The organism is Caballeronia sp. SEWSISQ10-4 2, assembly GCF_030464885.1.
Lineage (GTDB): Bacteria > Pseudomonadota > Gammaproteobacteria > Burkholderiales > Burkholderiaceae > Caballeronia.
The window spans coordinates 12,508-37,739 of record NZ_JALPRJ010000012.1 but is presented as its reverse complement, the minus strand read 5'-3'; the positions used below and the strand labels follow the sequence as shown (position 1 = coordinate 37,739).

The following is a 25,232-nucleotide window of genomic DNA, read 5'->3' as shown; positions in this document are numbered from 1 at the left end:
GGCCAGGGCCTCGTACGTTGCACCTAGTCCCCAATTTTCAGAAGAACTTTTCCGCCTCTCGCCTGATGGGCGATTGCAGCGCCGATTTCCTCAAGCCGATATGTCGCGGCTACTGGAACTGCGATTTCCCCCGATGCCACCATCGTTGCCGCCTGCATGATGGCGCTGGGAATTTGTCCGGCAAAGGCTGGATTCCCTAATGAAAAGCCGCGAATGGTCAGGTCATTGAAGATGACCTCGAGCGGGCTAACCACCATGGGCGAAAAGCTTTGGGCCGCGTACGACACGAGGGTGCCGCCAGGCCCCAGCAGCTTGGCCAGGCGGCCGGCAGCCTCGCCGCTGACAGCATCCAGCACAAGCTGCAGGCGCTCTTTGCCCAGCGCCTCGACTATCTTCTTGGGCGCGTTATCGTCGTCCAGCAAGACTAGCTCGCATCCCGCTTCCCGTGCGGCACTCATAGCTTCGGCGCGGCGCACCAAACCGATAGTCTTCACACCTTTTTGCTTTGCGAAACTGACTATCCAGCGCGATATGGCCGAGTTGGCCGCGTTGATTACAATCCAGTCATCCGGCTGCAACTGCACGTATGTCTCGAGCAACAGAAGCGCGGTGGGCGGGTTGATGCTAAGCATCGCCAACTGCTGGGGGTCGGCGTCGGCAGGAAGCGCGACCATGCCTTCTGCATCGACGACCATTCTTTCGCGCCAGGTAAAGCTGCCCATCGGGAGAGCCACGCGGTCGCCGACCCTGACGTTGTCGACTCCAGTGCCGACCTCCAGCACACGCCCCGCACCCTCGTTACCAATAACGGATGGCAATTCGGGATGCAGCGGGTACAAGCCCTGCGCGACGAGAATGTCGCTGAAGTTGACTGGGGCATATTCGACCCCGACCAGCACTTGTCCCGTGCCCGGACTGGCGGGTTCGGGTAATTCACGGAATTCAAGTCCTGTTGCAGGGTCGCCATATGCGGTAAGTACGACGGCTTTCATGATGAAGCTCCTCTTCGATAGACGCCTGAGTGGGTTAATGTTTGGAATACTAACTACTTAAAATATCTCCCCAATTGAGGTGTGCAGACCCACGCCAGACTTCGCTCTGTTTGAGCTATAATCTGGAGGTCGATCGTAATTCAGAATTAGTATTGCGATCGTACTTCGCAATGTCAAGCTATTTCTTCGTGAGGGATCGTGGGATATTCGCAGGCAGACAAGGCGCGCAGCAGGGAGCGAATTCTCGATGCCGCGGCACGGCAAATCAGCGAGCACGGCCTGGACAGCGTCAGTGTTGCGGACTCCATGCAAAGCGCAGGACTTACCAAGGGCGCTTTTTATGCGCACTTCGCATCGCGTGAAGCCATGCTTGCGGAAGCCGTCGACCGGATGATGCAGCATGGCCAGGCGGGCATAGATCAACTCTTCCGCGTCAAGAAGAAGCCGTCGGTGGCTGAGATCGCGGATGTCTGGCTCAACCCGGAGCACATCGAGAATCTCGGTGACGGGTGCGGGATCTGTGCGCTAGCGGGCGAAGCCCGGTACGCCGGACCTGCAGCGCGCCAGGTTATTGCCGGTTACTTCGAGAAGAACGTGGAGCAGATTGCCCAGGCGCTTGGTGGAGGCAGGGCGGCCACCGCAAGAGCCACTGCCATCCTGACGGCAATCGTGGGCGCGGTAAACATGGCCCGCGCGGTGGACAGCCCTGAGCTCACGCAAGTGATCCTGGAAAACACTCGCGCGATGGTGACTCATCCGGCCTTCCTGAAGTGCAGTAGCGAATAGCGCGACGGACATCACGGGGAGTCCTACATGGTTAGCCGCCGGACAGATGCGCTGCGGTCGCATGTCAAGCTGACGCAGCCGGCGCAGACGGCACCCGGGCGCTGACCATCCAGCATGCAGCGGTGTAGCGAACTTCGGTTCCGTGCACATAGGGATCAAAGGCGCTGCGGACGGTTTCGATGACTTGCGTGCGCGTCCGTTCGTCCGTCGCTTGAAGGATCAGACCGACGGGGCCGAGCTGGGTGAAGTAGCCGACCAACTCCTTCTCGGGCAGGCTGCAGCTCACATTGAGCGGCCTGATGTCGATCTCGGCCCAGCCGCTCTGTTCCAGGATGGAAGACACCCGCTGCCGGTCAGCGAAGGAGAACTGCCCCGGCGCGCCCGGCCGACGGCCTGGCAGATTCGGCAGCAGCGGCGCGGCGGCGCGCTCGGCGGTGGTCATGAACGGATTGTCCGCGGCACTCCGCCAGGCGATGCAGCGCAGTTCGGCGCCTTCCCTGGCGGCGCGCCGCAGGTTTGTGAAGGCCAGGACAGGGTTATCGAAGAACATGACGCCGAAGCGCGACATGATCTTGTCGAAGCTCGCCGGCTCGAAGGCATGGGTCTGCGCGTCGGCACGGATGAAGCTTGCCGTCGAGTCTTCCCGTTCGGCGCGTGCCTGGGCGGCGGCGATCATCGGGGCGGAAATATCGGCGCCGGTGCAATGACCCTTCGCGCCGAGCCGCCGCGCCACGGCCAGCGTCGTGCTGCCCGTGCCACAGCCGACGTCTAGCACCCGATGTCCGGATCCGGCGCAAATCATCTCGACGAGCAGGTCTTCAAAGGGCTTCAACATCTGGTCGAGCACCTCCTGCGCCGCCACCCAGGCGTGTCCGGCGCTGCCGTTCCAAAGCGCCGTCTGCTCGCTTTCGGTCTGATGATTGACATCCATGGCCGTTGTCCTGTGCTTGCCCCTTGGGGAGCGGAAGCTACACTATGCAAGTTCAAGTCGACTTGAGGTCAAGAGGTGATCAAGCTAGACATCGCCGAGGTGGCGCAGCGATCCGGCGTTCCCGCATCGACGCTGCGGTTCTACGAGGAGAAGGGGCTGATCGCCTCCAGCGGCAGGCGAGGGTTGCGTCGCCAGTTCGATGCAGGCGTGCTGGACCGGCTGGCGCTGATCGCGCTGGGGCGCGCCGCCGGCTTCTCGCTCGATGAGATTGCGCCGATGTTCGCGCCGGAAGGGCAGCCGCGCGTTGACCGGCAGATGCTCGTGGCCAAGGCGGAGGAGCTGGACAGGACGATCCGCAAACTGAGCGCCATGCGCGACGGCCTGCGGCACGCCGCTGCTTGCCCCGCACCGAGCCACATGGAATGCCCTACCTTCCGTCGTATCGTGAGGGCCGCCGCGTCTGGGGCTATTGGCGCGCGAAGGAAGAGGGCTTCGCAACTGCCAAGGGACTAGTTCCGGGAGCATCAATTGCCTTCGGGACGGGCGACGTCGTGGCAGTCTGGCTGAAAGTCCGTAGATTTACAGGCAGTAGCTGAGTAGTTGGCCGAAACTGCATTCTGTGTTCGCTGAGTAGATGCACCGACCGCATTGAAATCGTCTGACCGGAGGCAACCGTGAAGCGAATTGTGGTGATTGGCGCCGGCTTTGCCGGACTATGGAGCGCGCTCGGCGCGGCACGAAAACTTGACGAACTACGCATACCCAGCGACCAGGTCGAGGTGGTCACAGTCAATGCCAGTAACCATCACAGTATCCGGGTGCGGAACTACGAGACGAACCTCGATGAAACCCTGGTACCTCTATCCGATGTTCTCGGCCCGGCAGGTGTGAACTGGATTGAAGGCGTCGTATCCGGCGTAGACGTCAACAAGGGCAACGTAACCATCAACACGCAGACTGGAACGGAGTCACTTGAATATGACCGGCTTGTTATCGCGCCAGGCAGCAAGCTCGTCCGTCCCGCCATACCAGGGCTGGCGGAACATACTTTCGACGTAGACACCTATGAGGGTGCAAGAAGACTTCAGCAGCACATGTCCGCGTTATCTTCCATCCCGGCAACGGCGGGCCGCCATACGGTAGTCGTCGTAGGCGCGGGTCTTACCGGCGTAGAGGTAGCGGCTGAACTCCCGTCCAGACTGCGCAGCATCGTTGGTGACAGGGAGCGCGATGTCATTCGTGTCATCCTCGCGGACCGTACAGCGAAGATCGGGCAGGAAATGAGTGGTGCACAACCCGTGATCGAATTTGCGATGAAAGAACTTGGCGTCGAACTGATGCCCAACGTGGAGTTGAAAGCGGTGGACGGCGGTGGCGTCGTGCTCGGAAATGGCGATCGGATTGACGCATCTACTGTCATTTGGTGCGGCGGAATGCGGGCGAACTCTCTGACTGAACAGTTTCCGGTCACGCTTGACGGCCTAGGGCGGCTTCCAGTCGACACGTTCCTGCGCGTCAAGACGCTACGTGGCGTGTTCGCCGCTGGGGATTGCGCACGGCTTCTTGTTGATGGCGAGCACCCATCTGTCATGTCGTGTCAGCACAGCCGGCCGATGGGGCGTTATGCCGGCCACAATGCCGTTTGCGATCTGTTGGGCCTTGAGATGCTGCCGCTGCGCATTGACTGGTACACGACCATTCTCGACCTTGGCCCATGGGGCGCGGTGTACACGGAAGGTTGGGACAGGCATCTTGTTTCTCAGGGTGACCAGGCAAAACATACCAAGCGGCTGATCAACTGCGAGCGCATCTATCCGCCCCGCACGCGCGTGCGCGACGACATTCTTCGAGCGGCCGCTCCGGTCGTGCAGACTCCGCCAGCGAAAAGAAGCTAGCGAACCTTAAATGCCGCAGAGTGCGGAATACCCTGATTTCGCCGACGATGACGTGTTCCTACATTGATCCTTAGCTGGAACAACGCGGTATCGTCGCAGGACCACCGGGTCCGCGATCGTACCGACGAACACAGTCGACTCAGTGGTGGGCGATGACCGCAACAACTGCACTTCGATCGTACCGCTGGTTCTCCATGCCGTTGCTCCTGGCATTGACGCTACAGCCGCTGCGGCCTGCGTGTGCAGAAGGATCCCCTGGGAGACATGACGTGAACGAGCTCTCGTTTGATCAGTTCATACAGAAAACGCTTCAGGACTATGCGGTGCCCGGCGCGGTTGTTGTAGTGTCCAGCGCAGCGGGCAATGTGTTCCTGAAGGGTTACGGTGTGCGTCGCAGCGGGGAAGCAGCCGCCGTCGATGGGAATACGCGATTCCAGATTGCGTCCATGAGCAAGTTCATCGCGGCGACTGCGGTCGGGACATTGGTCGAGCGCGGCATTGTTTCGTGGGATGCGCCAGTCAGGACCTTTTCGCCAGACACCGCGCTGGCGGAACCCTACGCCTCGCAGTACGTCACATTGCGCGACTTCTTTGCGCATCGCACTGGCCTGCCGGCCTACACTGGCGACCTGCTCAATCAACTCGACTACGGCCCCGACGAACTTGTGCACCGAGCGCGCTGCGTGCATTTCGACCATAGCTTCCGGTCGAAATGGGCCTATTCGAACTACGGAATTTTCCTTGGGCAGGAGAGCGCTGCGCGAGCCGCCGGAATGAGTGCGCCGCAACTGCTGTCGACCGCCATGCTCCTGCCGCTCGGCATGACACGCAGCGCTCCAACTCAGGCGGAGCTTTTCAAGGACGACAACCACGCCACGGCTCATAACATCGACGGCTCGATCATGCCGTACGAAAACGTCGACAAGTTCAGCGGTGCGGGCGCCATTGTGTCGACCGGCAGCGACATCGCCCGATGGATGACGATGCTGCTCGCGGCAGGCATGTTCGAGGGCCGGCAGGTTTTAACCAAAGAGACCGTGACACAAATCTTCGCGGCGAGCATGGTGCAAGGCCCTGGTGGTCCGCTGCACGATCCTAATGACTCGGCCGGGCTCGGCTGCGAGAGTTATCACTTCCTTCGCTGGCGCGTGATCGAGAAGAACGGCGCGCTGAACGGCGTGCGCACGATCGTCACGCTGATTCCCGAGCGTGGCATCGGCATCGCGATCTTCGCCAACAAGCAGCTGACTGTGTTTCCAGAGGCCGTCCGTGCGGAGTTTCTCGAGCGGGAGCTCGGCCCGTCAGGGCAAGATTTGCAAGCGCAGATTCACGAGGAGCAAAAGGGATGGAACGCGATTCTCGATGTGCCTCAACCGCCGGCCGACGCCAAGCCGCTCACACATGACCTTGACGCCTTTGCCAACCACTATGTCAGCCCCGCGTACGGGCCGCTCAATGTGGTGCGCAACGGTGCAAGCCTCGCGATGAAAATAGGTGCACACGATTTTCCCGGGAAGCTGTCCCATTGGTCTGCCGATACATTCCTGTTGACGTTCGAGAATCCCGACATAGCGCCGGGCCTGCTCACGTTCGCTTTCAAGGAAGGCGAGCGGGGCGCCACGGGCTTCGACGGCAGCACGGTGCCGAACGCCTTTACGATCAACTATGGGCATTTTGATCGTGCCAGATAAATCCCGAAGGTAACGGGTGGTCCAGAATGCGTTCTTTTCCTGCACTAGAATGAGTTACTACGATGCCTGTTTCCGTGGTTGCATCGTATCTATCGATGGATCTGCGGGACTTGTGTGGGAGTAGTGCCATGCCGACTTACCAATACCGCTGTGAAGCGTGCGGCGAAATGTTCGAGCGCGCCCAACATCTCGCTGAACATGAAACTGCTCATCCGCAATGTCCGAAGTGCGGAAGCGAGAAGGTTCAGCACTTGCCAACGCAATTCATGGCGAAGACATCCAAAAAGAGCTGAGATTTGCCTGCAATCAGTTCGATTTTTTTGCGTGGGTGGCCAATCGCAACTCACGCGGATATTTTTGTCATAACTACTACTCCCTTCATGACCTGACGCAATTTGCATTGGCATCGCGCCGCCTTGGCATCGATGCATTGACCACCGGCCGAGCCTCCAGGACGACAATAGGGCTACACTCAAAAAGTGACGAACCCCGGAGCAGTATCATGGACAACGCCGACCCCAAAAGCACTTTCCGCGGTCTTCCCTTGACTCCGGAACAAGACGCAGAAGTCAGACACTACATAAAGCAGAAAAAGCAGCATGGCGCGCCGTGGGACACGCCGGAGTTGGAGGCCATGCTCGCAGACATGCTGATGCCCCCAAGCAACGACGACGAAGAATCCGGCAACGGCGCCGACGAAACGAAGGCGGCCGCTGAACGCGCGACAGCTTTCATCGACGAAACCATGGACCCCATAGAGGCGAGCGAAGAGCTAAATGCCGCGATGGAAACCGAGGGAATGAAGGGCGCGAAGCGTTGAATTCCAAACGGCGGGCGCGGCGGATCCTACAGGCAACGCGCCCTCCGATACTGCCATTTGCGCGTTTCAATGTTCACCGTTGACCTGGCCCATCGCGTCCAGTTCGGCGCGCACCTCGTCCGTCAACCTCCACTGTGCCGCCTGCATGTTTTCACGCAGATGCTCGAGCGACGAAGTGCCCGGGATCAGCAGAATGTTAGGCGAGCGATACAGGAGCCAGGCAAGCGCCACCTGCATCGGCGTCGCGCCGATGGTTTGAGCGACCTTGGACAACGCTGACGATTGAATCGGCGTGAATCCGCCCAGCGGAAAAAATGGCACATAGGCGATCCCCTGGGCCGCTAGTTCGTCGACCAGAGCGTTGTCGTCTCGCTGGATCAGATTGTAATGGTTCTGTACGCAAACAATCTCCGCAATGCCCTGTGCCTCGGTGACCTGGGCCGAGGTCACGTTGCTCAGGCCGATGTGGCGCACGAGACCCTGGCGCTGAAGTTCGGCAAGGGCAGCAACCTGCTTTCCGATCGATCCTTCAGCGGGCGCGTGGACCTTGCCCATGATTCGCATGTTGACGACATCGAGCGTGTCGACACCGAGGTTGCGAAGGTTGTCGTGGACTCCTCGCTTGATATCTTCCGGTTCGATCGCCGGTAGCCACGAGGCGTCTTCACCACGAACAGCGCCAACCTTGGTGACGATCACAAGGTTGTCCGGGTACGGGTGGAGCGCTTCGCGAATGATCTGGTTGGTGACGTGCGGCCCGTAGAAGTCGCTCGTATCGATGTGATTGACGCCCGCTGCGACCGCCTCGCGAAGTACGGCGATGGCTGCGGCACGATCCTTCGGCGGCCCGAATACCCCGGGTCCGGCAAGTTGCATGGCACCGTAGCCCACACGATGCACGGAGCGGCCACCAAGCGGGAATGTGCCCACGGGAGTGAAGTTTGGCATGACGCTCTCCTCGAAGAATGGTTGATCGCCAGTATGGAAGCGTTTGCGTTGTTAGATAATCCGATCTAAATTGCACGGGTTGTTTAACAAAGTGAACAATGCCATGGAGTTCAACGATCTCGCCGCATTCGTTTCGGTCGCTCGCGCCGGCGGCTTTCGCGACGCAGCCCGAATCAGCGGCGTCTCCGCCTCTAGCCTCAGCATCGCCGTGCGTCGCCTCGAGTCGAAGCTTGAGCTGCGCTTGCTCAACCGGACCACACGCAGCGTAGCCCCGACCGAAGCGGGGCTGCGTCTCATCGAAAAGCTGACGCCATTGTTCAGCGAGATGGAAGCGGCGATGGACGTTTTGAACGGGTTCAGGGACAAGCCGACCGGCACGCTCAAACTCAACGTGCCGTCGAGCGCCGCGCGGATCGTATTGCCAACTGTCATCGCGCCGTTCCTGAAGGCTTATCCCGACATCCGCGTGGAGGTCGTGGTTGAGGACGGTTTCGTCGATGTCCTTTCGATCGGCTGCGACGCCGGCATTCGCTATGACGAGCGGCTCGAGCAGGACATGATCGCCGTCCCGATCGGCCCGCGTGTGCAGCGTTTCGCTACGGCTGCAGCGCCAGCCTATCTCGACACGCACGGGAGACCCGGGCACCCGCGCGACCTGCTTTCTCATGCATGCTTGCGCGGCCAATTTGCCGGAGGCGCGATGCCATGCTGGGATTTCGAGCGAGACGGCGAGGTGGTGAGGCTGGATCCGCCGGGACCGCTTTTGGTCAGGCCCGGCGCAGCAGTCGATCTTGCGATCAGTATGGCTGTAGCAGGGGTGGGGGTCATCCACCTTTTCGAGGGTATGCTGCGCCAGCATCTCGATAGCGGAGCGTTGGAGCCGATCCTCGAGCCGTGGTGGCAGCGCTTTTCGGGGCCATTTCTTTATTATCCGGGGCGGCGCCACTTGCCGGCCCCGTTGCGCGTCTTTGTCGATTTCTTGAAGGCCGGTGGTTCATCGAACACGCCGGCCGTTTGATCTACGACCGACCAGCTTCGAGCCCCGGCTTACCTCACGATTGTCCGCGCCGACATTGGATGATGGATATTGCTGCCTTCAAACGGCGGAAAGCGCTCGAAATCGGCGCGCATCTGATGACGCACGGGCGAATTCATCGCGGCGGTTATGGCTTCGGCGCTATCGAACATGAGCTTGTTGCGCTGCATATAGTGAACTCGTGACCACGGCATCGCGTCGATCCAGTCCACGCGGGTGAAGATCTCGATTTCGCGCACGCCGTCGAAGAACTTCATGATTTGCGGATGATGCGCGAGGTAATAGGCGAGCCATTCGTCGAGATTTTCCGCACGGCCCGGATAGTGGACCAGGAACTGGCAGGGCAGCGCGCCATCGGGCACGCGCGGCGCCGGGTCGAGCACCGGGAATGGCCGGCGCGCCATCACCTGCTGTTCGATGGCGCACGCCGCGAGGCTCGGAAGATCGCGGTGCGCGATGCTTTGCAAGTGACCATCGGCGGCAATGGACGCCTCGAGCGCGGCGAGGGTATCGAAGTCGAGTTGCAGCGCGAAGATGGGCGAAGGACCGTCGTTCGTGTAGTAGTCGTCGGCGTGCTGCGGCGTGTAGAGGCGCGCGCGGCGAAGATTCGGCGTGGCATCGATGCGTGTGGTCATCGTCTCCAGATCGCGCGCGCTGATGCGCGCGTCCGGGTCGGGATGCGTGAAGGTGACGAGATAGGAAAATTGCATGATGATCGGGTCGATGGCTGAGAGGGAAAAGCGCCGCGCGTCGCATTAGAGCGCGAGCAGGTGCGCCTGAAGACGCGGCAAGTCGATACCGCCGCTCGCGTCGTCCGCAGCGATCGCGAGCATCAGCGCAATGCGCAGCTTGGGCGGCGCGAGATCGCCGCCCGCCAGGAGGCCGTCGGCGGCGAGGAAGCGCTGCACGGGCACGGTGCCACGCGGCGCGCGCGTCGCCTGCACGACGACTACGCCCGCCTGCGCCGCGCGCACGAGCGCGCTCGTTTCCTTCGACGCCGGCCGTCCCGGCGCAAGACCCGCCGAAACGATGCCGCGCGCGCCGGCGGCCACGAACGCATCGATGGCGACGCCGTCCGCACCCGCATAGGACATCGCAATATCGACGCGCGGCAGTGTCGTCATGTCCTGCGGCAGGTCGCAGCGAGGCGCGCGTTCGGGCATGCGGCGCCGCCAGACCACGCTCGCGTCCGCATCCACACGGCCGAGCGGGCCGAACGGCGGCGCTTCGAACGCGCCGAGCTCGAAGCTCGCGGCCTTCGTCACGTCGCGCGCGGCGAAGAAGAGCCCGCCGAGCGTCACCAGCACGCCCGCGCCGCGCGACGCAGGTGACGCCGCAATCGCGAGCGCCGCGCGCAGGTTGCCGCTGGCATCGCTGCCATCGGTGTTGGCCGGACGCTGTGCGCCCGTCACGACGACCGGCTGATCGAGCGCGAGCGTCAGGTCGAGGAACCACGCCGTTTCTTCGAGCGTCGCCGTGCCATGCGTGACGACGAAACCCGTCAGCGAAGGATCGACCGCCGCCGTGCGCCGGATCAGCGCCGAGAGCTCGAGCCAGTCGGCGGGTCCAATCGACACACTCCCGAGACTGCGAAACGGAATCGGCACGAGGTCGAGATCGGGCGCGAGTTCCCCGAGCGTGGCAAGCAGATCGTCGATAGGATGAATCACGCCGCTGTCGGCATATCCGATCCAGTCGAAGCGATGCCGCCCGTGCATGGCGAATGTGCCGCCCGTGCCGATCACCGCGATCCGCGCGCGTTTCGCGGCTGTGTTGGGCGTCTGCATCATGCTTGCAGCCGTACGAAAAGCCGGTCGTCCACGATCTTCGTGTCGTGACGGCGCGTGTCGCGCGTGACGGGCGCGGACAGCGCACGGCCTGTGCGGACATCCACGAGGCCTGCGTGCAGCGGGCATTCCACTTCGCCGTCCTCCATGTCGCCGTCGCTCAGGAGCGCCGCGCCATGCGTGCAAATGTCGTCGAGTGCGAGCACTTCGTCATCGACGTGAAAGAGGCCGATCTTCTCGCCTGCGAGCTCCACGCCGCGACAGTCGCGTTCCGCGAAGATATCGGTGATCGCGCCGATCTCGTACCAGCCATCCACGAGAGAAAAGTCCGTCATGGCCGATGCATTCCTGATCACGATAGTGTTCATAGCGCCGCCTGTTGAAGCGTGTTGAGTTCGTGCATGCGCACCGCGCCGATGATGTCGGCAATGCGCGTGATGCCATGCCGCTCGCAATATTTCATGAGGTCGTCGATCAGGCGCGGCATGGTGGTCGGCGAGACGAAGTTCGCGGTGCCGACTTGCACGGCGCTGCATCCGGCCAGTAGAAATTCGAGCGCATCTGACGCGCTGCCGATTCCACCGCAACCAATCACCGGAATCGATACGGCCTGCACGCATTGATATGCAATCCGAAGCATGATGGGGCGTGTCGCAGATCCGGTCAGTCCGCCCATGACGTTCGCCAGACGCGGCCGGAAAGTTTCGACGTCGATTGCCATCGCGAGGATGGCGTTGCTCACGACCAGCGCGTCCGCGCCGGCTTCTTCCGCCGCGCGCGCCACTTCGACCACGTTGCCCGCGTTGGGCGTCATCTTCGGCCAGATGGGGACGCTGGTGACGGCTTTCATCGCTTTCACGACCTGGTATGTGGCTTCCGGGTCCATGCCGAACGCGCGCCCGTCCTTCTTGAGATTGGGGCACGAGACGTTCGCCTCGATCGCTCTCACGCCCGGCACCGAGATCTTCGCGGCAAGTTCGCCGAACTCCTCGATGCTATTGGCCGAAATGCTCGCCACGAGCGGCGGTGCGTATCGTCGATAAAAGGGCACAGTCTCGCTGATGTAGTAGTCGCTGCCCTTGCTGGGAATGCCGATGGAGAAAAGCGTGGCGTCGCGGAACTCGGCCACGCGCGGCGGCGGCACGCCTTCGCGGATGTCGTGCGTGATCGTCTTCGTCACGATCGCACCTAGGCAGTTGAGGTCGAAGACCTGCGCCGTGCCTTCGGCAAACGTGCCCGACGCGGGCATGACCGGATTCGCAAGCGCAAGCGAGCCGATGTTGACGCTGAGGTCTACCATGATGTCGTTTCCTGAAGATCGAAGACGGGACCGTCCCAGCACACGCGCCGGTAGGTGAGTTCATCCGAGCCGCTGTGTTTTCTGAACGGACGCACGCACGCGTAGCAGGCGCCGATCGCGCAGCCCATGTGCTGCTCGAGCGCGATCTCGCCGGGAATGCCGAACTCGGCGGTGAGGTGCTGCAGTGTCGAGAGCAGGCGGTTCGACCCGCACGTGGTGGCGAACGTGATTGCCTGCCCGGCGTGAACGCGGCGGATCATGCGTTCGATCTGGACGACGTCGCTGGTTTGTTCGTCGTCGGCGACGACCAAAACATCCGCCCCCGTTTCGCGCAGATAATCCACCGACATCACGAGCGACGCGCTGCGCGCGCTCAGGATCGCGGTCACGCGCGCGCCGCTGCGGATGGCTTCCTGCGCGAGCGGCGCCATGGTCGCGAGACCCACGCCGCGTGCGAGCAGCAGCACGTGCGCGCGTTCGCCCGGCGCGACGGCCGGCAACCTGAAGCCCTGTCCGAGCGGGCCGAGCGCGTCGAGCGTGTCGCGCGGAGCCAGACGCGCGAGACCGCGCGTGCCCACGCCCTGCACCTTGTAGAGGAACTCGATGCGTTCATCGTCCGCTTCTACGCGATAGATGCTCATTGGGCGGCGCAGGTACGCGGCTTCATCGGTAGAAGGCGGGCACGCGAGATGGAAGAACTGGCCGGCAACAGCTGTCAGCGCCGTGGCGGGCGCGCTCAGCACCAGATGCTTGTATTCGGGGTTGACCCAGTCGTTCGAGCGCACGGTGCAGATGTTCTCGGCAATCGGCAAGGCCTCGTCGTGGCACACGTGGCACGCGTAGTGCGTTTCGTGGCCGGCCGGCGCAAACGCAATGACTTTGCTCGCCGTGGGGGAATCGTTCATGTTCGTTCCGTGAGGGTTGTACCGCGCGTTCGCATGGCCGCGAGCGCGCCAAAATCATTAGCGATGGGCAAGGGAATCGCACTCGGCTCCATCATCTTCAGTTGCACGAAGCGCATCTCGCTCAAGAGCCAGTGGCCCGCGCCATCGACTGCGTATTTCTCCTCCGTGATCGCGCCGAGGAGAACGGCGTGAGCGTCGTCGTCGCGCAATGCCAGTTGCCAGAGCCGCCAGGTTGCGTGCGCCGTGCCCGCGCGAACGTCGACATCGATCGATTCGCTCATGTAGTAATGCATGGCGAAGCGCCAAGGCGAACGACGGAACCAGTCGTGCAGCGCTTCGCGTCCTGCCAGATCGTTGCCGAAGCCCGAGCCGCCGGCCCAGACCGCGTCGTGCGTGAAGCACTCGGCCTGTTGCCGCGCGATGTCGTGCATGACGGCGTCGGGCTGACGCGTGTAGTCGTTTGTGTACTTGGCATCGGCGAGCGCGGCGTAGCGGGCTTTCAGGCGGCGAATGGCGTCGATGGCTTCCAGCCGCGCCACGCGTTCTTCGAGTGAAAGCAAAGCCGGTGTAGTCGTCATGATCAGAGGAACGTTTTCAGTGCATGCCGTGTATCGGCGATACGCAGCGTGTCCACCGCTTGGCGGCCTGTCACGAGCGCTTCGATGTGACGCCGGTCGCGGCTCTGGTTGATCGTCACGCCCGCATGCACGCAGCCGTCGCGCAGACCCACGACTGTTGCGCTCGCCGCTTCCAGGCTGCCGCGCACGATCCATTCGTGCGCGGCGTCGGGCGTGCCGGTCACCTGAATGGAGTGCCCGTGCTGATCGGTCCACATCCACGGCGTTTCGCGATACGGCTCGCTGCGGCCAAGCAACATTTCCGCGACGGCGCGCGCCTGGCTCTCTGCATTGCGCCACGTTTCCTGGCGCAATGCGACGCCGGATTCAGCGTCGCGCAGGCAGGCGACGTCGCCGGCTGCATAAAGCCACGGGGCGAGCGGGCTGCGGCAATGGGCATCGACGTGCACGCCTTGTGTATCCGCCAGGCCCGTGCCGTGCAGGAAAGCGGGATGGCAGTCGGCGCCAGTTGCCATCAGCACGCAATCGGCATCAGTCAGCAGGCGTCCATCGCCGGACCTGGCGACGATCTGCAGCCGCTCGCCCGTCTTCACGATCTTCTCCACGCGCACGTTCTTCTTTACCGCGACGCCGTGTTCCGCGTGCTGCGCTTCGAGCCACGCGGACACGAGCGGCGGCAGGCAACGGTTCATGATCGCGCCGCCCGCTTCGAGCACAGTTACGCGCATGCCGAGCTTCGTTGCACTCGACGCGACTTCCATGCCGATCACGCCGCCGCCGATGATCGCGAGTTCGCGGCACGCCGGAAACGCGGCCTTGAGCGCGATGCAGTCATCGAGCGTGCGCAATACGTGTACGCCCGGCAGGTCGCAGCCAGGCACCGGCAGGCGACGCGCCGCCGCGCCTGTTGCCACCACGAGCTGATCGAAGCCGATATAACATCCGTCATGAAGGCGCACGCGGCGTGCATCGACGTCGAGCGATTCAACCGTTGCATGCACCCGTTCGATGCCGATGCCCGCGAGCGCATTGTCCATCCAGAATGCCGACGGCGCGAGCACGAGGTTTTCGCCGGCTGTCGTGCCAAGCAGCATTTCCTTCGATAACGCCGGCCGCTCGTAAGGCGCATGCGCTTCGGCGCCGATCAGCGTCACGCGGCCGCTATGGCCGAGCGCGCGCAGATGTTGCGCCACGCGTCCGCCCGCGTGACCCGCGCCCACGATCGCCACGTGCGAATGCGTGTTCATGCTCGCACCGGCACGTTGCCGTGCACGCTGTCGTACGCACGAACGGTGACGCGATACAACTCGCCGCGCTCGGTGAGGCACGTGAAGCGCCGCGCTTCGCCGGCGGGAATCACGATGGCTTCGCCTGCGCAGAGAACGTAGTGTTCGCCCGCGGCAACAACGTCGATGCGGCCCGAGAGAATCGCGCCGACTTCTTCGCCGAGCGTGCCCGCTTCGATATCGATGATTTCGTCTTGACGCAGCGTCTGGATGCCGGCGGAGAGTGCGGCGCCGTCCACGCGATCGTCGCTTGAGACGTGCTGGCAGGGCATCGTGTTGATGGTGGTCATCGCGCGCCTTCCCGGTCCGCGAGCGGATAGTAAGGCGTTTCGTCGCCGCTGCCATACTCGGCGCGCGGCGGCGTGACCACGTTCAGTCGCATGCTGATGCCAGCCGGTTCGAAGCGGTTCACGCCGTAGTGGCTGAGGCCGGCGGGAATGATCACCGCGCTGCCCGCGTTCATGACGTGCTCGACATCGGCTTCGCCAGGCCGCACTTCGAAGATCGAGCAGCCGCCGCTCACTTGCAACGACGCTTCCTCGCCGTGGTCGTGAGCCTTCGCCGGCAGTTCGCGTCCTGCCTCTTCTACGAACTTGATCACCGCAACGCTGATCGATTCGCCGATATAGGTCTTCATATAAAGGCCGTTGGCGACGACCTGCTTGAGACCGTCGTCGATACCAAAAATGCGGCACTTGGGCATGGTGCTGTTCCTGTATGAATGCTGCACAACGTCAGATGGCGGGCCGCATCGTGAACGTTTCGTCGGCCACGAAGCGCCGCGGATCGTATCCATCGATGACCGCCGGCTGCTTGTAGAACTCAACCGCGGGCGCGACTTCCGCGAACGAGAGCAGCAGGTACATCAGCGGCTTCGCTGCATCGGGCAACGCGTTGAGCGGAAACGTGTCGAGCCACTGCATCACGGCATCCACGCGCGGCAGCATGGCGTCCTTGAACGCGAGAATCGCGTCCATGCCCACTGCATGACGTTGCGTGTTGCGCTCGGTTTCCGTTGCCAGCGCCCAGCGTTCGACGAACGGCTGGAGGTTGGCAAACGCGTCGGGCAAAGTTGCGGGCGTCGAGCTTGAAATCTGACTGCGCCCGGCCATTACGATGATTTTTTCTTCCATGTTCATGCTCCTCAGTCGGCCGCCGCCACGGGTTGTTCCTTCGTCTCGGCTTCGGCCAGCAGGCGCTCGATCACGTGATAGCTATGGCGCACGAGCAGTTCGTTATCCTGCAGCACCATGAACTTCTTCACGCCGGTTTCGGCGGCGCGCTGCGTGCGCTCGAGCGTGCTCAGATCCTCGAGCAGCACATCGCGCAACGCGACCTTCATGTATTCAAGGAAGAAGCGGCCGCCGGGCGTCGTCATCTCCGGGTAATAGACGCGCGCTTCGAGCAGCGTCTTGTTGTGCGCGATCGGGCGGAAGTTGTACGCCTGGCAATAATTCGGGCGTAGCGAGAGATAGAAGTCCGGGAAGACGACATTGATGTCGAAGAGCCAGTTCGGGCTCTTGGTCCAGTTCACGCCCTTGGGCAGCGCGTCGAGCGGGAACGCATGGCGCGCGCTGCCAATGCCCGCGCGCAACGCCGCTGATGCAATGGGCCGCTTCGCGCTCGCATCGGACAAGGCTTCGCTCGCCGCCGCGCCGCCCGAGGTGACCGCCTTCGGGTTGCCATAGACGGACTTCTGGTTGCCCGCGAGCGAGAGCCGTCGATGAAAGTCACCGCACAGCGCGTCGAGCGGCGGCATGCTGCCGCCTTCGCTCTTGTCGATCGCATCGGCAATCGAATTGCCGTGCACGTAGGCCACGTGATACGCCTCCTGGAACGCGTCGAGCGCGAGTTTCCAGTTGCAATCGACGACCGTTTCCCACGCAAAGCCAACCGTCATCTTGTCGAACGGATAGCCTTCGATGTCGCCGTACATCGGCTTCATGAATTCGTCCAGCGAGAGCGCGGGGTTCGGATCCATGTTGACGAAGATGAATCCCTGCCACACGTCGCACGACACGCGCGTGAGCGCATAGTCCGCGCGCGAAAGGCCGAAGAAGCATTTTTCGTCGGGCACGCCGGTGAGGTTGCCGTCGAGGTCGTACGCCCAGCCGTGAAACTTGCAGAAGAATTTGCGCGTGTGGCCGGTCTTCTCGTAAGCAATCTGATTGAGCCGATGCGAGCAGACGTTGTGCATCGCGCGAATCTGGCCCTGCCTGTTTCGTACGACGATGACTTCCGTATCGCACGCGGCCAGCGTCTTGACGAAATAGTCGCCGGCTTCCGGAATTTCTTCCACGCGGCCGACCTGCAGCCACGTCTTCTTGAAGATGTGCGCCTTCTCGCGTGCAAAGTAGTCGGCCGAGATGTACGGCTCGACAGGAATCAGTCCAGAGCCCAGTTCGGCGTAGCGTCCAGTGAGCGTGCCTTCAGGGGCGGGAATGTTAGTCATGCGATCGTCCTCGAAAGGGAAGCAGATGTTCGTCAATAACGAATGGCATTCTGTTTTCAAAAAAATGGCTTGTCAAGCGTTATGCGTCACGCGTTCTTTGTCGATCGAAACGGGGGGATTGCTAGAATGGCGAGCACCCGCGCATGGCTTGGCGGGCGAAAAAGTAGGGACGCCGGTGTCTGGTGATACCCGCTATACCCGCAGATCATCCTGTTTGAGGAGACCCAGTGCCGCAGGTCAAGAAACCAGAAGTGCGGGCGGCCATCCTGAAGGCCGCATTTTCGGCGTTCAGCAGCAAGGGCTATTCGGCGACGACCATGACCGAGATCGCTCGTCTCGCCAAAACAACCGTCGCGAATCTGTACGTCTACTTCGACTCGAAGCTCGTCATCCTCTATGAGATTTACCAGCCCTGGCTGACGAAGCAGCTCGACCTGCTGCGCGACGAGGTGATGAGCCTGGATACGCCGAGGGCGCGCATCGAGCGCATTCTGGTCGGCCTCTGGTCCGACATTCCGTCCACCGACCATACGTTCGCCAACGCGCTGATCGACGCACTCGCAAGCGCGCCGCCGAACCAGGGCAAGCCGTTCAAGCTGATCGATACCGTCGATGCCTTTATCGGCGCATTGCTGCGCGACTCGTTGCCGCCGGAGCGGTTATCGGTGGTGCAGGGCGACATGCTCGCGCACGTGATCTGGATGGCGTTCGACGGCTTCGTGATCAATCACCGGATTGGCGACGTGCGCGACATCGACCAGATCGCCAGCATGATGGCGGATCTCCTGCTGGGCGGTACTGAACCCGACACCGAGCCGCGCACGCGCTGATTTTTTGCTGCAATGCGGTCGTGCACATTGAACGCGTTGCATGTTCAGCGTCGTCAAAAAGAAACAGAACGGATTTTTGAAAATCTTTTGACATGCTCGAATAAAGAATGCCATTCTGTATTTAGATCATCACGCGGATCGACCCGATGTTCCTGACCTCGCGACGGCCCGAAATCCGGCGCGTCCGGTCTGGGCGTGCGGAACGGTCGCGCCTGCAGATCCTGGTCCACATCATCTGCTATGCTAAATATTGAGGTGCCTTCATGGCGGCTTTATCCGATACTGCGGCGTCCCACGCGTTCCATCCCCCGGCGCGAACTACGTATCTGGTGCTCATCCTGTGCTTTCTCACCATCGTGGCCGAAGGCTACGACATTGGTGTGATGGGCACGATCGTTCCCGCCCTTCTCGCCGACGCCAACTGGAAACTCACGCCCATCGAGATCGGCGCGATGGGCAGCGCCGCGCTTTTCGGGACGCTCATCGGGTCGTATTTCATCAGCGTGGTCAGTGATCTGGTCGGGCGCAAGTTGTTGCTGATTGGCTGCGTGACGCTCTTCTCGCTCTCGATGATCGGCGCTGGCTGCGCGCCCACACCCTTCGTGTTTTCGGTGGCACGGTTTATCGGCGGACTGGGCCTTGGCGGCGTGATTTCGGCGGCGGCGGCATTGACGATCGAGTTTTCGCCGCCTGAAAAGCGCAACCTCAACTTCGCGCTGATGTACTCGGGCTATTCGTTCGGCGCGTTGCTCTCGGCGGTGATGGGCATGGCGTTTCTCGGCTCGCATGGCTGGCGCTTCGTTGTGGCGCTCGGCGCCGCGCCGCTGCTAGCGGTGCCGTTCCTGTTTTATATGCTGCCCGAATCGCTCGACTTCCTGATTGCACGCGGCCGTCATGCGAAAGCGGCGACGCTTGCCAGGAAGCTCGGCATTGCGGCCGTCGAACTGGAGCAGCGCGTCAAGGACCCGCTGCCCAAACCGACGGTTGGCGCCGTGTTCCGCGAAGTGTTCTCGAAGCAGAACGCGCTCGCCACCGTCAGCTTGTGGGTGGCGCAGGTCGCCGCTGTCATGGTGATCTACGGCCTCGGCACGTGGCTGCCGCAACTCATGCGCAAGATGGGCTACGAGCTTGGTCCGAGCCTCTCGTTCCTCGCGGTGTTCATGCTCTCGTCAGCGCTGGGCGGCATTCTGATCGGGCGTATCAGCGACTTTCTCGGCACGCGCAAGACCATCATGGGCGGCTACGTGGTGGGTGCAATCGCCATCTCCGGTCTCGCGATCAAGAGCGGTCTCATCATGAACTACGTGCTGGTGGCGCTCGCGGGTTTCGGCAGCATTGGTGTGGCGATGGTGCAGCTTGGTTTTATCGCCAACTATTACCGTGCGCATGCCCGGGCGAGCGCCACGGGCTGGGCAGTGGGCGTCGGCCGATTCGGCGCAATGAGCGGTCCGATGGTCGGTGCGTACCTGGCTTCCCAAGGCGCCGATGTCCAGTGGAACTTCTACGCGTTCGCCGGCGCGGCGCTGGTGGCAGCCGCGGCCATTGCGCTCACGCGCAACCCGAACTGGAGCAGCCCTTCGATGACGCCCGGCGCAGTATCGCTGAAAAGCTGAAGCGTCTTCGCTGACCGTACCGCGCGCTGCGCCATGCGTGCCTTCGAAGTCAAACTGTCATCACAGGACGTTCCATGAGTTGTGGATTGGGCGAAGTGGTGCGCATTGGGCATCTGTATCCATCGGGTGGTCTTTGCGACCATGAAGTGCAGATGATGGCGCGCGGCGGCGTGCAGTTTCTTACTACGCGGCTGCCGTTTCGCGATACGTCGATCGCGTCGGACAAGTCGTTGATCGACGATCTCGGATCGCACGCCATGCTGCTCGCCGATGCCCGCGTGCATCTGATTGCGCTCAACTGCACCGCGGCGGGCGTCGTTGCCGGACCGGATGAGATCAACCGCCGCGTGCAGGCTGCGACCGGCATCCGGTCGGTCACGACAATTCAGGCGGTCATGGCGGCGTTGGCGGCGGCGAATGCCAGTAGCATCGCGCTGATGACGCCCTATCGGCGTGAAGTGGTGGAAGCGGAGATTGCGTTCTTCGAGAAACAGGGTCTGCGTGTCGTTTCAGAAAAAAGCTTGCCGCAGAATACGCCGTTCGATCAGGGGATGCTGCATCCACAACGGTGGCTTGAACTGGCAGCCACGCTCAAAGGACCGTTCGATGCGCTCGTGATCAGTTGCGCGGGAATCCGGCTCGCCGATGTCATAGAAAAGCTTGAAGCGCTCGTGAACAAGCCCGTGATTGCCAGCAATGCCGCATTGCTCTGGTACTGCCTGAAAACGCTGAACGTCGCGCAAAAGCCGAAGCACTATGGAAGCCTGCTGGAAGGCGCTTTCGACGCATGAACCATTGACGTAACCGCATTGCGCAGGACGTTGAGCTTCCACGTGCGCTTGGCGACGGCCGATCCAATCCAGTTTGGCATCAGACATTCAACCTTGATCAGGTCGCCATTGGCCGGTGTTTAAAACTGACCGATTTTTGATATATTCCACAGGATTAGTAATGCTAAAGAATATTAGTCTCATTGCTGCGATGGCTATTTGCATCGGCTATATCGATCGATGCGAAGCGCAGACCAGTAGCCTCGCCATGTACGGCAGTATCGACGAAGGGATGGGCTATGTCAGCAATCAGAATGGCGGCAAGGCGGTCGTCATGGGACCGATCGCGGTGCCGGACAAGTTCGGCTTCGTCGGCTCGGAAGATCTTGCCGGTGGCTTGAGCGCCATCTTCAAGCTGGAGAACGGCTACTTTTCGAACAACGGCCGCTTTGCGATATCGGGTTATCAGTTCAGCCGGATGGCTTATGTGGGTCTTGCCAGCCAGCGGTGGGGCACGCTGACGCTCGGCCGGCAGTGGGATTTGACAAACGAAGTTTTTACGCCGAGCGCGAACGGCGCGGTGCAGTTCAACAACTTCATGTATCACCCGGGCAATATCGACAATGCGGCGGTGACGCCCATCAGCAATTCGATCAAGTATGCGAGCCCGGGTTATCGCGGCTTCGGCATTCGCACCATGTATTCGTTCAGCGATGCCAACACCGCGCTCGGCCGGTACATCGGCGCGGCGGTGCTCTATGCGACGGGACCGCTGCAGCTCGGCGCCGTCTATAGCGACACGAACCATCGCACGTATGCTTTCAATACGCAGCTGGGCTACACGAGCTTCATGGGGCAGAACCTGGCCGGCGGAGCGTCTTTCGTGGCGGACAATACGCGGATCATCGGCGTGGCGGGAACCTACAAGCTTGGCGATCGCTGGCGCATTCACGGCCTGATCGATCAGGTGCATCTGCAGACACGGCAGGATACGGAGACTGCGCTGACCGAAGAACTCGGCGTGGATTATCAGACGAGCATCGCCAACACCGTGAGTTTGGGTGGCTTCCACACCGAGCTTGCGGGCAAGGGATACAGCACCGTGGGCCTCGCAAATTTGTACCAACTGTCCAAGCGGACATTGGCTTATGCCGAAGTCACGTTCCAGAAGACGAATGGCGGTGCGCTGGCAGACTTGCCTTCGCTGTCGCCTTCGTCGAATGATCATCAGCTCTCGTTGCGGATCGGCTTGCAGCATTACTTCTGATTCGCGTGTTCGTGCAGGGCGACGAGGTGCACACGCAGCGCGTGCGCGCCTTTCAAGAAAAGGGAAGACATGAAGCTCTTCGAGTACCCGACGAGTTCGTCGTCACTTCGCGTGCGCATTGCGCTCGCGGCACTCATCGACTGGTCTGCACATTGCCAAAAATGATCGAGCGTCGACAGGCGGTGGCCGGCGCATCTACGGACATTCGACCGCGTTCTCTGACGAATTTTCGGGTCTGTGATGCCGCTCAAGCGGCAAGCCGATAACCGGTCATTGACGGTTGCGCGATCCGGGGCGGAAATACACACCAGCAGCCGTCGTCGTGCCGAAAGAAAAAGATTGCACGCGGACCGCTCGAAGCTGATGCCTCGACATGCACGTAGCGGGTCCTGTCTTCGCGTATATGACCAAACCGGACTACTCGGATTCGTGCCGTCGGATCGGGTGCAAGCCACTTTTCGACCAGATAATGCAGGGACTTCTCGGCGGTGTTCATGGTCCTTTCCTCGACCTCATCCCTCGCCCCGCTTGAGGATCGAGTGCATTGACCTACACACGGTGCGGCGGGGATGATTACAGAGTAGAGTCCGCCGACAATTTTCGATAATTAATGATTTTCATGATAACGATAAATAAAGAGTTATAAGTAATTTGCGAAAGCAGCCACGATAAGACTCAAACGAAAGCCGGACACCTTGCTGAAATGCTTCATGGTAGTTCTCCAGTCACCGTGGAATAGCAATGCAGCGATCGGAACTAGCGGCCGCAATGCCCCGGTACACAAGGGCATCGGGCTGTGTCAGGCCGGCAGTTCCATCACTTGTCCGCTTCGATTCTTCACGCTCGGCCGATATGACATCTTTGCGTGCCAGGCAGACAAGGCTGAACAGTCGTCCGGAATCGCAATGCCTGCTGCGCTGCCGTGCATGAGCGCGGCATAGACCGTGATATCGGCCATCGAGAAATCGTCGCCAGCCACATAGGGCTGTACTTTAAGAACGCCGTCGAAGTACTTCATGCCGCGCACGAACTTCTCATGGTGCCGGTCGCCCCATTCCTTCCTGTGCGCCCACTCGGGGCTTTTGTAGGCTTCCAGGCGAGCACCCAGTCCAGGTGTTGCGTGGTGAAAATAAATGCCGACGGCATCGATGAGTTGATCATCAGCCCGCTTCTGCATCATGTGGATGACCGCCTTTTCCTTCGGTGTCTTTCCGGTGAGTGTGGGGTTTGCGTCCAGGTTGTCGAGATACTCGGTAATCGCGACGCCTTCCGAGATAAACGTGCCATCGTCGAGTTCGAGGACGGGGACCGTTCCCGTCGGATTGATGGCAAGAAAAGCGCTTTGCTTGTGCTCGGCCGCAAACAGATCCACCTTCACAAATTCGATTTGGGAATCCAGTCCCTTCTCGGCGAGGACGATGCGAATGCGGGCTGGATTCGGGAAGCCAGGGGTGTCGTAAATTTTCATGATCAATTCCTTCATGTTATCTATCGATAGGTAAAGCGTGGGACCAAGCATGGAGCGCGAAAGTCACGATGTCAATAACTATCTATCGATAGCTAAGCAGCACGATTGTGCTTATCTATCGGTAGAGATATACTCAAAAAAACTACTTACCTTTCAACAACTCTCAATTGGTAGATGAAGGCGTCCGATGACCACCACAGACACCAAAGAACGAATCATGAGTGTGGCGCGGCTCATGGTGCAAGCGCACGGCTACAACGCATTGAGCTTTCGTGAAATCGGAAAAGAGGTGGGCGTGTCCAGCGCGAGCATCCATCACCACTTTCCTACAAAAGGTGATCTTGGCGCCGCCCTGGCGCAACGCTATACAGACGATGGAAGCGCAGCACTCGAAAAATTGCTTGCCACCTCCAAAGATGCTCACAAATGCATGACCGGTTATACGGCCATCTTTCGCTCGGTGTTGCTCAATGACAATCGAATGTGCCTTGTTGGACTCATGTCTGCCGAATACGACGACTTGCCCGTGGAAGTGCGAGCAGAGGTGGACCGATTCATCAACGTGAACGTTAAATGGTTGACTGAAGTCCTTGCGCTTCGAAAATCGAAAGCAGGAAAGGATGCAATTCAACACCAGGCGCTTGCAATCTTCGCTGCGATCGAAGGTGCTCAGCTCATTGCAAGAGGCCGGGACGACATCGCACTGTTCGACCGGGCGGTTACGGCATATCGGGCGGCCGGGCTGTTCCCTTGATGTGCCCTTAACCTGTCTCATTTCCTACATCGCGTCATCTGACGCGATGTAGGAAAAACTTGAACGCGAAGAGTAAAAGTTTTGAGGAATCCGATGCAATTACTCATGCCGGATTCAGGAAACGGAGCACGTGGTTTCCGCATTCGCCCGGAGGTCGGCAATGAGATGCTCGACGACGGCGCGACCGGCTGCGCGCGTCGCACGGCCCATTGGGAAGTAGGCGTGTACGGGAATATCAGCGGTTTCCCAGTCCACAAGTAGCGGGACAAGAGACCCGTCGTCCAGTTCGCGACGACACGCCCATCCAGTGGTGGACGTGATGCCGAAACCGGCCACCGCGGCGGCAACGGCACCTTCGTTCTCGTTCGTTGTGAAATACGGCTGGACGTCCGCGACCACCGTCTCGCCATCGCGTTCGAACTTCCACGCCCCAGGTACCGATGCTGCAGGCCCCCCCACGATCTGATGTCCAACGAGATCGTCAGGTGTAACCGGTATGCCTGCGCGCTCGAGATAGCTGGGGGCCGCAAGGATCATGCGGGGAATTGTTGCGATGAGCCTCGCTGTCGCGCCAGAGTCCGGGAGTTGGCCGAGCCGGATCGCGACATCGACGGCATCGCGAATCAGATCTTGCCGCCGGTCCTCGAGCAGAAGCTGGAGTTGCAGGTGAGGATGCCTCGCGGTGAACGCTGTAAGGCGCGGGATCACTTCCCGGATTGCTACGCTCGTCGGCATGCTCATCCGCAGCAACCCGCGCAGCTCACCCCCTTCGCGAACACTATGTTCCGCCTCGTCCAGAGCGGCGAGGATTGGCTCCATTCGGGCGAGGAACTCGGAACCCGCTTCAGTTGGCACGACCGCTCGCGTCGTGCGTGAGAGCAACCGGGCGCCGAGCCCCGCTTCCAGCTCGGCGATGATGCGCGATGCCTGCGACTGAGACAGGCCGCATTCGCGGGCTGCGGCCGAGAAGCTCCCCAGCCGGGCGACGCGGGTGTAGAGCTTGAGTGCGAATATGTCTTTCATCAAGGTTCTCTTGGAACGGAATAGCAGCACCGGCGTTGGCTATCGGGGCAGGGTAATTAATGCGCCACGGACATAAAAGATAGCCGAAATCATCGGCTAC

At 61.1% G+C, this 25,232-nt stretch carries 29 protein-coding genes; 12 read left to right on the top strand and 17 right to left on the bottom strand.

Annotated elements, in window-relative coordinates; translation table 11 throughout:
• Positions 1-23: 23 nt before the first annotated feature.
• Complete coding sequence (locus M0D69_RS10540) at positions 24-992, bottom strand: zinc-dependent alcohol dehydrogenase family protein (protein ID WP_301781969.1); 969 nt, start codon at positions 990-992, stop codon at positions 24-26.
• Between the two features lie 198 nt (positions 993-1,190).
• Between M0D69_RS10540 and M0D69_RS10535 the strand changes: the two genes are divergently transcribed.
• Complete coding sequence (locus M0D69_RS10535; RefSeq protein WP_301781968.1) at positions 1,191-1,778, top strand: TetR/AcrR family transcriptional regulator; 588 nt, start codon at positions 1,191-1,193, stop codon at positions 1,776-1,778.
• Positions 1,779-1,842: 64 nt separating this feature from the next.
• Here the strand turns inward: M0D69_RS10535 and M0D69_RS10530 are convergent, their stop codons facing one another.
• On the bottom strand, positions 1,843-2,709 hold the full coding sequence (locus M0D69_RS10530) for a class I SAM-dependent methyltransferase (RefSeq protein WP_301781967.1): 867 nt from the start codon (positions 2,707-2,709) through the stop codon (positions 1,843-1,845).
• 75 nt (positions 2,710-2,784) lie between these two features.
• Here M0D69_RS10530 and M0D69_RS10525 point away from each other — a divergent pair, with 75 nt between their 5' ends.
• The 5 genes from M0D69_RS10525 (at position 2,785) to M0D69_RS10505 (ending at position 7,115) form a co-directional block, all read left to right on the top strand.
• Positions 2,785-3,222 (top strand): helix-turn-helix domain-containing protein, encoded by a 438-nt coding sequence (locus tag M0D69_RS10525; protein ID WP_301781966.1) that lies wholly within the window; start codon positions 2,785-2,787, stop codon positions 3,220-3,222.
• Positions 3,223-3,383: 161 nt separating this feature from the next.
• Positions 3,384-4,604 carry an NAD(P)/FAD-dependent oxidoreductase gene (locus M0D69_RS10520; protein ID WP_301781965.1) on the top strand — a complete coding sequence of 407 codons (1,221 nt, stop codon included), beginning with the start codon at positions 3,384-3,386 and terminating at the stop codon, positions 4,602-4,604.
• Between the two features lie 269 nt (positions 4,605-4,873).
• Positions 4,874-6,295, top strand: a complete 1,422-nt coding sequence (locus M0D69_RS10515) for a serine hydrolase (protein WP_301781964.1) — start codon at positions 4,874-4,876, stop codon at positions 6,293-6,295.
• A 128-nt stretch (positions 6,296-6,423) separates the two neighbouring features.
• Positions 6,424-6,588, top strand: coding sequence for a zinc ribbon domain-containing protein (locus M0D69_RS10510; protein ID WP_047849080.1), 165 nt, complete (start codon positions 6,424-6,426; stop codon positions 6,586-6,588).
• Positions 6,589-6,797: 209 nt separating this feature from the next.
• Positions 6,798-7,115 carry a hypothetical protein gene (locus tag M0D69_RS10505; RefSeq protein WP_301781963.1) on the top strand — a complete coding sequence of 106 codons (318 nt, stop codon included), beginning with the start codon at positions 6,798-6,800 and terminating at the stop codon, positions 7,113-7,115.
• 66 nt (positions 7,116-7,181) lie between these two features.
• On the opposite strand, the gene M0D69_RS10500 is transcribed toward M0D69_RS10505, so the two are convergent.
• Positions 7,182-8,063 (bottom strand): aldo/keto reductase family oxidoreductase, encoded by an 882-nt coding sequence (locus M0D69_RS10500; RefSeq protein WP_301781962.1) that lies wholly within the window; start codon positions 8,061-8,063, stop codon positions 7,182-7,184.
• A gap of 103 nt (positions 8,064-8,166) precedes the next feature.
• Between M0D69_RS10500 and M0D69_RS10495 the strand changes: the two genes are divergently transcribed.
• The gene (locus M0D69_RS10495) at positions 8,167-9,081 is read left to right on the top strand and encodes a LysR family transcriptional regulator (protein WP_301781961.1); all 915 of its coding nucleotides are present in this window, start codon (positions 8,167-8,169) and stop codon (positions 9,079-9,081) included.
• A 29-nt stretch (positions 9,082-9,110) separates the two neighbouring features.
• On the opposite strand, the gene M0D69_RS10490 is transcribed toward M0D69_RS10495, so the two are convergent.
• The 11 genes from M0D69_RS10490 to M0D69_RS10440 are packed head-to-tail and all read right to left on the bottom strand — an operon-like array spanning position 9,111 to position 17,407.
• The gene (locus tag M0D69_RS10490; protein ID WP_301781960.1) at positions 9,111-9,809 is read right to left on the bottom strand and encodes a hypothetical protein; all 699 of its coding nucleotides are present in this window, start codon (positions 9,807-9,809) and stop codon (positions 9,111-9,113) included.
• Positions 9,810-9,854: 45 nt separating this feature from the next.
• The gene (locus M0D69_RS10485) at positions 9,855-10,886 is read right to left on the bottom strand and encodes an asparaginase (RefSeq protein ID WP_301782075.1); all 1,032 of its coding nucleotides are present in this window, start codon (positions 10,884-10,886) and stop codon (positions 9,855-9,857) included.
• Complete coding sequence (locus tag M0D69_RS10480) at positions 10,886-11,254, bottom strand: non-heme iron oxygenase ferredoxin subunit (RefSeq protein WP_301781959.1); 369 nt, start codon at positions 11,252-11,254, stop codon at positions 10,886-10,888. The genes M0D69_RS10485 and M0D69_RS10480 overlap by 1 nt, the downstream gene beginning before the upstream one ends.
• Entirely contained in the window at positions 11,251-12,186 is a 936-nt protein-coding gene (locus tag M0D69_RS10475) for a dihydroorotate dehydrogenase (protein ID WP_301781958.1), read from the bottom strand. The genes M0D69_RS10480 and M0D69_RS10475 overlap by 4 nt, the downstream gene beginning before the upstream one ends.
• Positions 12,180-13,091 carry a dihydroorotate dehydrogenase electron transfer subunit gene (locus tag M0D69_RS10470; RefSeq protein WP_301781957.1) on the bottom strand — a complete coding sequence of 304 codons (912 nt, stop codon included), beginning with the start codon at positions 13,089-13,091 and terminating at the stop codon, positions 12,180-12,182. Before M0D69_RS10470 ends, M0D69_RS10475 begins: the two co-directional genes overlap by 7 nt.
• Positions 13,088-13,669: a nuclear transport factor 2 family protein gene (locus tag M0D69_RS10465; protein WP_301781956.1), complete on the bottom strand. Its 582-nt coding sequence runs from the start codon at positions 13,667-13,669 to the stop codon at positions 13,088-13,090. The genes M0D69_RS10470 and M0D69_RS10465 overlap by 4 nt, the downstream gene beginning before the upstream one ends.
• Before the next feature lie 2 nt (positions 13,670-13,671).
• Positions 13,672-14,916, bottom strand: coding sequence for an NAD(P)/FAD-dependent oxidoreductase (locus tag M0D69_RS10460; protein ID WP_301781955.1), 1,245 nt, complete (start codon positions 14,914-14,916; stop codon positions 13,672-13,674).
• A complete protein-coding gene (locus M0D69_RS10455; protein ID WP_301781954.1) occupies positions 14,913-15,245 on the bottom strand; it encodes a cupin domain-containing protein in 333 nt (110 codons plus the stop codon). The genes M0D69_RS10460 and M0D69_RS10455 overlap by 4 nt, the downstream gene beginning before the upstream one ends.
• On the bottom strand, positions 15,242-15,658 hold the full coding sequence (locus tag M0D69_RS10450) for a cupin (RefSeq protein WP_301781953.1): 417 nt from the start codon (positions 15,656-15,658) through the stop codon (positions 15,242-15,244). The genes M0D69_RS10455 and M0D69_RS10450 overlap by 4 nt, the downstream gene beginning before the upstream one ends.
• Before the next feature lie 31 nt (positions 15,659-15,689).
• Positions 15,690-16,088 (bottom strand): hypothetical protein, encoded by a 399-nt coding sequence (locus M0D69_RS10445; protein WP_301781952.1) that lies wholly within the window; start codon positions 16,086-16,088, stop codon positions 15,690-15,692.
• Positions 16,089-16,099: 11 nt separating this feature from the next.
• Positions 16,100-17,407 carry an SRPBCC family protein gene (locus M0D69_RS10440; protein WP_301781951.1) on the bottom strand — a complete coding sequence of 436 codons (1,308 nt, stop codon included), beginning with the start codon at positions 17,405-17,407 and terminating at the stop codon, positions 16,100-16,102.
• 227 nt (positions 17,408-17,634) lie between these two features.
• Here M0D69_RS10440 and M0D69_RS10435 point away from each other — a divergent pair, with 227 nt between their 5' ends.
• The 4 genes from M0D69_RS10435 (at position 17,635) to M0D69_RS10420 (ending at position 21,887) form a co-directional block, all read left to right on the top strand.
• On the top strand, positions 17,635-18,237 hold the full coding sequence (locus M0D69_RS10435) for a TetR/AcrR family transcriptional regulator (protein WP_301781950.1): 603 nt from the start codon (positions 17,635-17,637) through the stop codon (positions 18,235-18,237).
• A 263-nt stretch (positions 18,238-18,500) separates the two neighbouring features.
• Positions 18,501-19,850: an MFS transporter gene (locus M0D69_RS10430; protein ID WP_301781949.1), complete on the top strand. Its 1,350-nt coding sequence runs from the start codon at positions 18,501-18,503 to the stop codon at positions 19,848-19,850.
• Between the two features lie 74 nt (positions 19,851-19,924).
• A complete protein-coding gene (locus M0D69_RS10425; protein WP_301781948.1) occupies positions 19,925-20,641 on the top strand; it encodes an arylmalonate decarboxylase in 717 nt (238 codons plus the stop codon).
• Positions 20,642-20,801: 160 nt separating this feature from the next.
• Complete coding sequence (locus M0D69_RS10420) at positions 20,802-21,887, top strand: porin (RefSeq protein ID WP_301781947.1); 1,086 nt, start codon at positions 20,802-20,804, stop codon at positions 21,885-21,887.
• Positions 21,888-22,134: 247 nt separating this feature from the next.
• Here the strand turns inward: M0D69_RS10420 and M0D69_RS10415 are convergent, their stop codons facing one another.
• Positions 22,135-22,383 (bottom strand): hypothetical protein, encoded by a 249-nt coding sequence (locus M0D69_RS10415; RefSeq protein WP_301781946.1) that lies wholly within the window; start codon positions 22,381-22,383, stop codon positions 22,135-22,137.
• A gap of 303 nt (positions 22,384-22,686) precedes the next feature.
• The gene (locus tag M0D69_RS10410; RefSeq protein ID WP_301781945.1) at positions 22,687-23,355 is read right to left on the bottom strand and encodes a glutathione S-transferase family protein; all 669 of its coding nucleotides are present in this window, start codon (positions 23,353-23,355) and stop codon (positions 22,687-22,689) included.
• Positions 23,356-23,542: 187 nt separating this feature from the next.
• On the opposite strand from M0D69_RS10410, the gene M0D69_RS10405 reads away from it, so the two are divergent.
• Entirely contained in the window at positions 23,543-24,109 is a 567-nt protein-coding gene (locus M0D69_RS10405; protein ID WP_301781944.1) for a TetR/AcrR family transcriptional regulator, read from the top strand.
• A gap of 114 nt (positions 24,110-24,223) precedes the next feature.
• On the opposite strand, the gene M0D69_RS10400 is transcribed toward M0D69_RS10405, so the two are convergent.
• The gene (locus M0D69_RS10400) at positions 24,224-25,132 is read right to left on the bottom strand and encodes a LysR family transcriptional regulator (RefSeq protein WP_301781943.1); all 909 of its coding nucleotides are present in this window, start codon (positions 25,130-25,132) and stop codon (positions 24,224-24,226) included.
• Between the last annotated feature and the right edge of the window lie 100 nt (positions 25,133-25,232).

What these genes read in the sequence shown, in the direction of transcription:
- M0D69_RS10400 (WP_301781943.1), bottom strand. Translation starts at nt 25,132, where the DNA reads ATGAAAGACATATTCGCACTCAAGCTCTACACCCGCGTCGCCCGGCTG.
- M0D69_RS10415 (WP_301781946.1), bottom strand. Translation starts at nt 22,383, where the DNA reads ATGAACACCGCCGAGAAGTCCCTGCATTATCTGGTCGAAAAGTGGCTT.
- M0D69_RS10480 (WP_301781959.1), bottom strand. Translation starts at nt 11,254, where the DNA reads ATGAACACTATCGTGATCAGGAATGCATCGGCCATGACGGACTTTTCT.
- M0D69_RS10430 (WP_301781949.1), top strand. Translation starts at nt 18,501, where the DNA reads ATGGCGGCTTTATCCGATACTGCGGCGTCCCACGCGTTCCATCCCCCG.
- M0D69_RS10495 (WP_301781961.1), top strand. Translation starts at nt 8,167, where the DNA reads ATGGAGTTCAACGATCTCGCCGCATTCGTTTCGGTCGCTCGCGCCGGC.
- M0D69_RS10490 (WP_301781960.1), bottom strand. Translation starts at nt 9,809, where the DNA reads ATGCAATTTTCCTATCTCGTCACCTTCACGCATCCCGACCCGGACGCG.
- M0D69_RS10405 (WP_301781944.1), top strand. Translation starts at nt 23,543, where the DNA reads ATGACCACCACAGACACCAAAGAACGAATCATGAGTGTGGCGCGGCTC.
- M0D69_RS10500 (WP_301781962.1), bottom strand. Translation starts at nt 8,063, where the DNA reads ATGCCAAACTTCACTCCCGTGGGCACATTCCCGCTTGGTGGCCGCTCC.
- M0D69_RS10530 (WP_301781967.1), bottom strand. Translation starts at nt 2,709, where the DNA reads ATGGATGTCAATCATCAGACCGAAAGCGAGCAGACGGCGCTTTGGAAC.
- M0D69_RS10470 (WP_301781957.1), bottom strand. Translation starts at nt 13,091, where the DNA reads ATGAACGATTCCCCCACGGCGAGCAAAGTCATTGCGTTTGCGCCGGCC.
- M0D69_RS10420 (WP_301781947.1), top strand. Translation starts at nt 20,802, where the DNA reads ATGCTAAAGAATATTAGTCTCATTGCTGCGATGGCTATTTGCATCGGC.
- M0D69_RS10450 (WP_301781953.1), bottom strand. Translation starts at nt 15,658, where the DNA reads ATGCCCAAGTGCCGCATTTTTGGTATCGACGACGGTCTCAAGCAGGTC.
- M0D69_RS10465 (WP_301781956.1), bottom strand. Translation starts at nt 13,669, where the DNA reads ATGACGACTACACCGGCTTTGCTTTCACTCGAAGAACGCGTGGCGCGG.
- M0D69_RS10505 (WP_301781963.1), top strand. Translation starts at nt 6,798, where the DNA reads ATGGACAACGCCGACCCCAAAAGCACTTTCCGCGGTCTTCCCTTGACT.
- M0D69_RS10445 (WP_301781952.1), bottom strand. Translation starts at nt 16,088, where the DNA reads ATGGAAGAAAAAATCATCGTAATGGCCGGGCGCAGTCAGATTTCAAGC.
- M0D69_RS10455 (WP_301781954.1), bottom strand. Translation starts at nt 15,245, where the DNA reads ATGACCACCATCAACACGATGCCCTGCCAGCACGTCTCAAGCGACGAT.
- M0D69_RS10475 (WP_301781958.1), bottom strand. Translation starts at nt 12,186, where the DNA reads ATGGTAGACCTCAGCGTCAACATCGGCTCGCTTGCGCTTGCGAATCCG.
- M0D69_RS10510 (WP_047849080.1), top strand. Translation starts at nt 6,424, where the DNA reads ATGCCGACTTACCAATACCGCTGTGAAGCGTGCGGCGAAATGTTCGAG.
- M0D69_RS10425 (WP_301781948.1), top strand. Translation starts at nt 19,925, where the DNA reads ATGAGTTGTGGATTGGGCGAAGTGGTGCGCATTGGGCATCTGTATCCA.
- M0D69_RS10485 (WP_301782075.1), bottom strand. Translation starts at nt 10,886, where the DNA reads ATGCAGACGCCCAACACAGCCGCGAAACGCGCGCGGATCGCGGTGATC.
- M0D69_RS10440 (WP_301781951.1), bottom strand. Translation starts at nt 17,407, where the DNA reads ATGACTAACATTCCCGCCCCTGAAGGCACGCTCACTGGACGCTACGCC.
- M0D69_RS10460 (WP_301781955.1), bottom strand. Translation starts at nt 14,916, where the DNA reads ATGAACACGCATTCGCACGTGGCGATCGTGGGCGCGGGTCACGCGGGC.
- M0D69_RS10540 (WP_301781969.1), bottom strand. Translation starts at nt 992, where the DNA reads ATGAAAGCCGTCGTACTTACCGCATATGGCGACCCTGCAACAGGACTT.
- M0D69_RS10410 (WP_301781945.1), bottom strand. Translation starts at nt 23,355, where the DNA reads ATGAAAATTTACGACACCCCTGGCTTCCCGAATCCAGCCCGCATTCGC.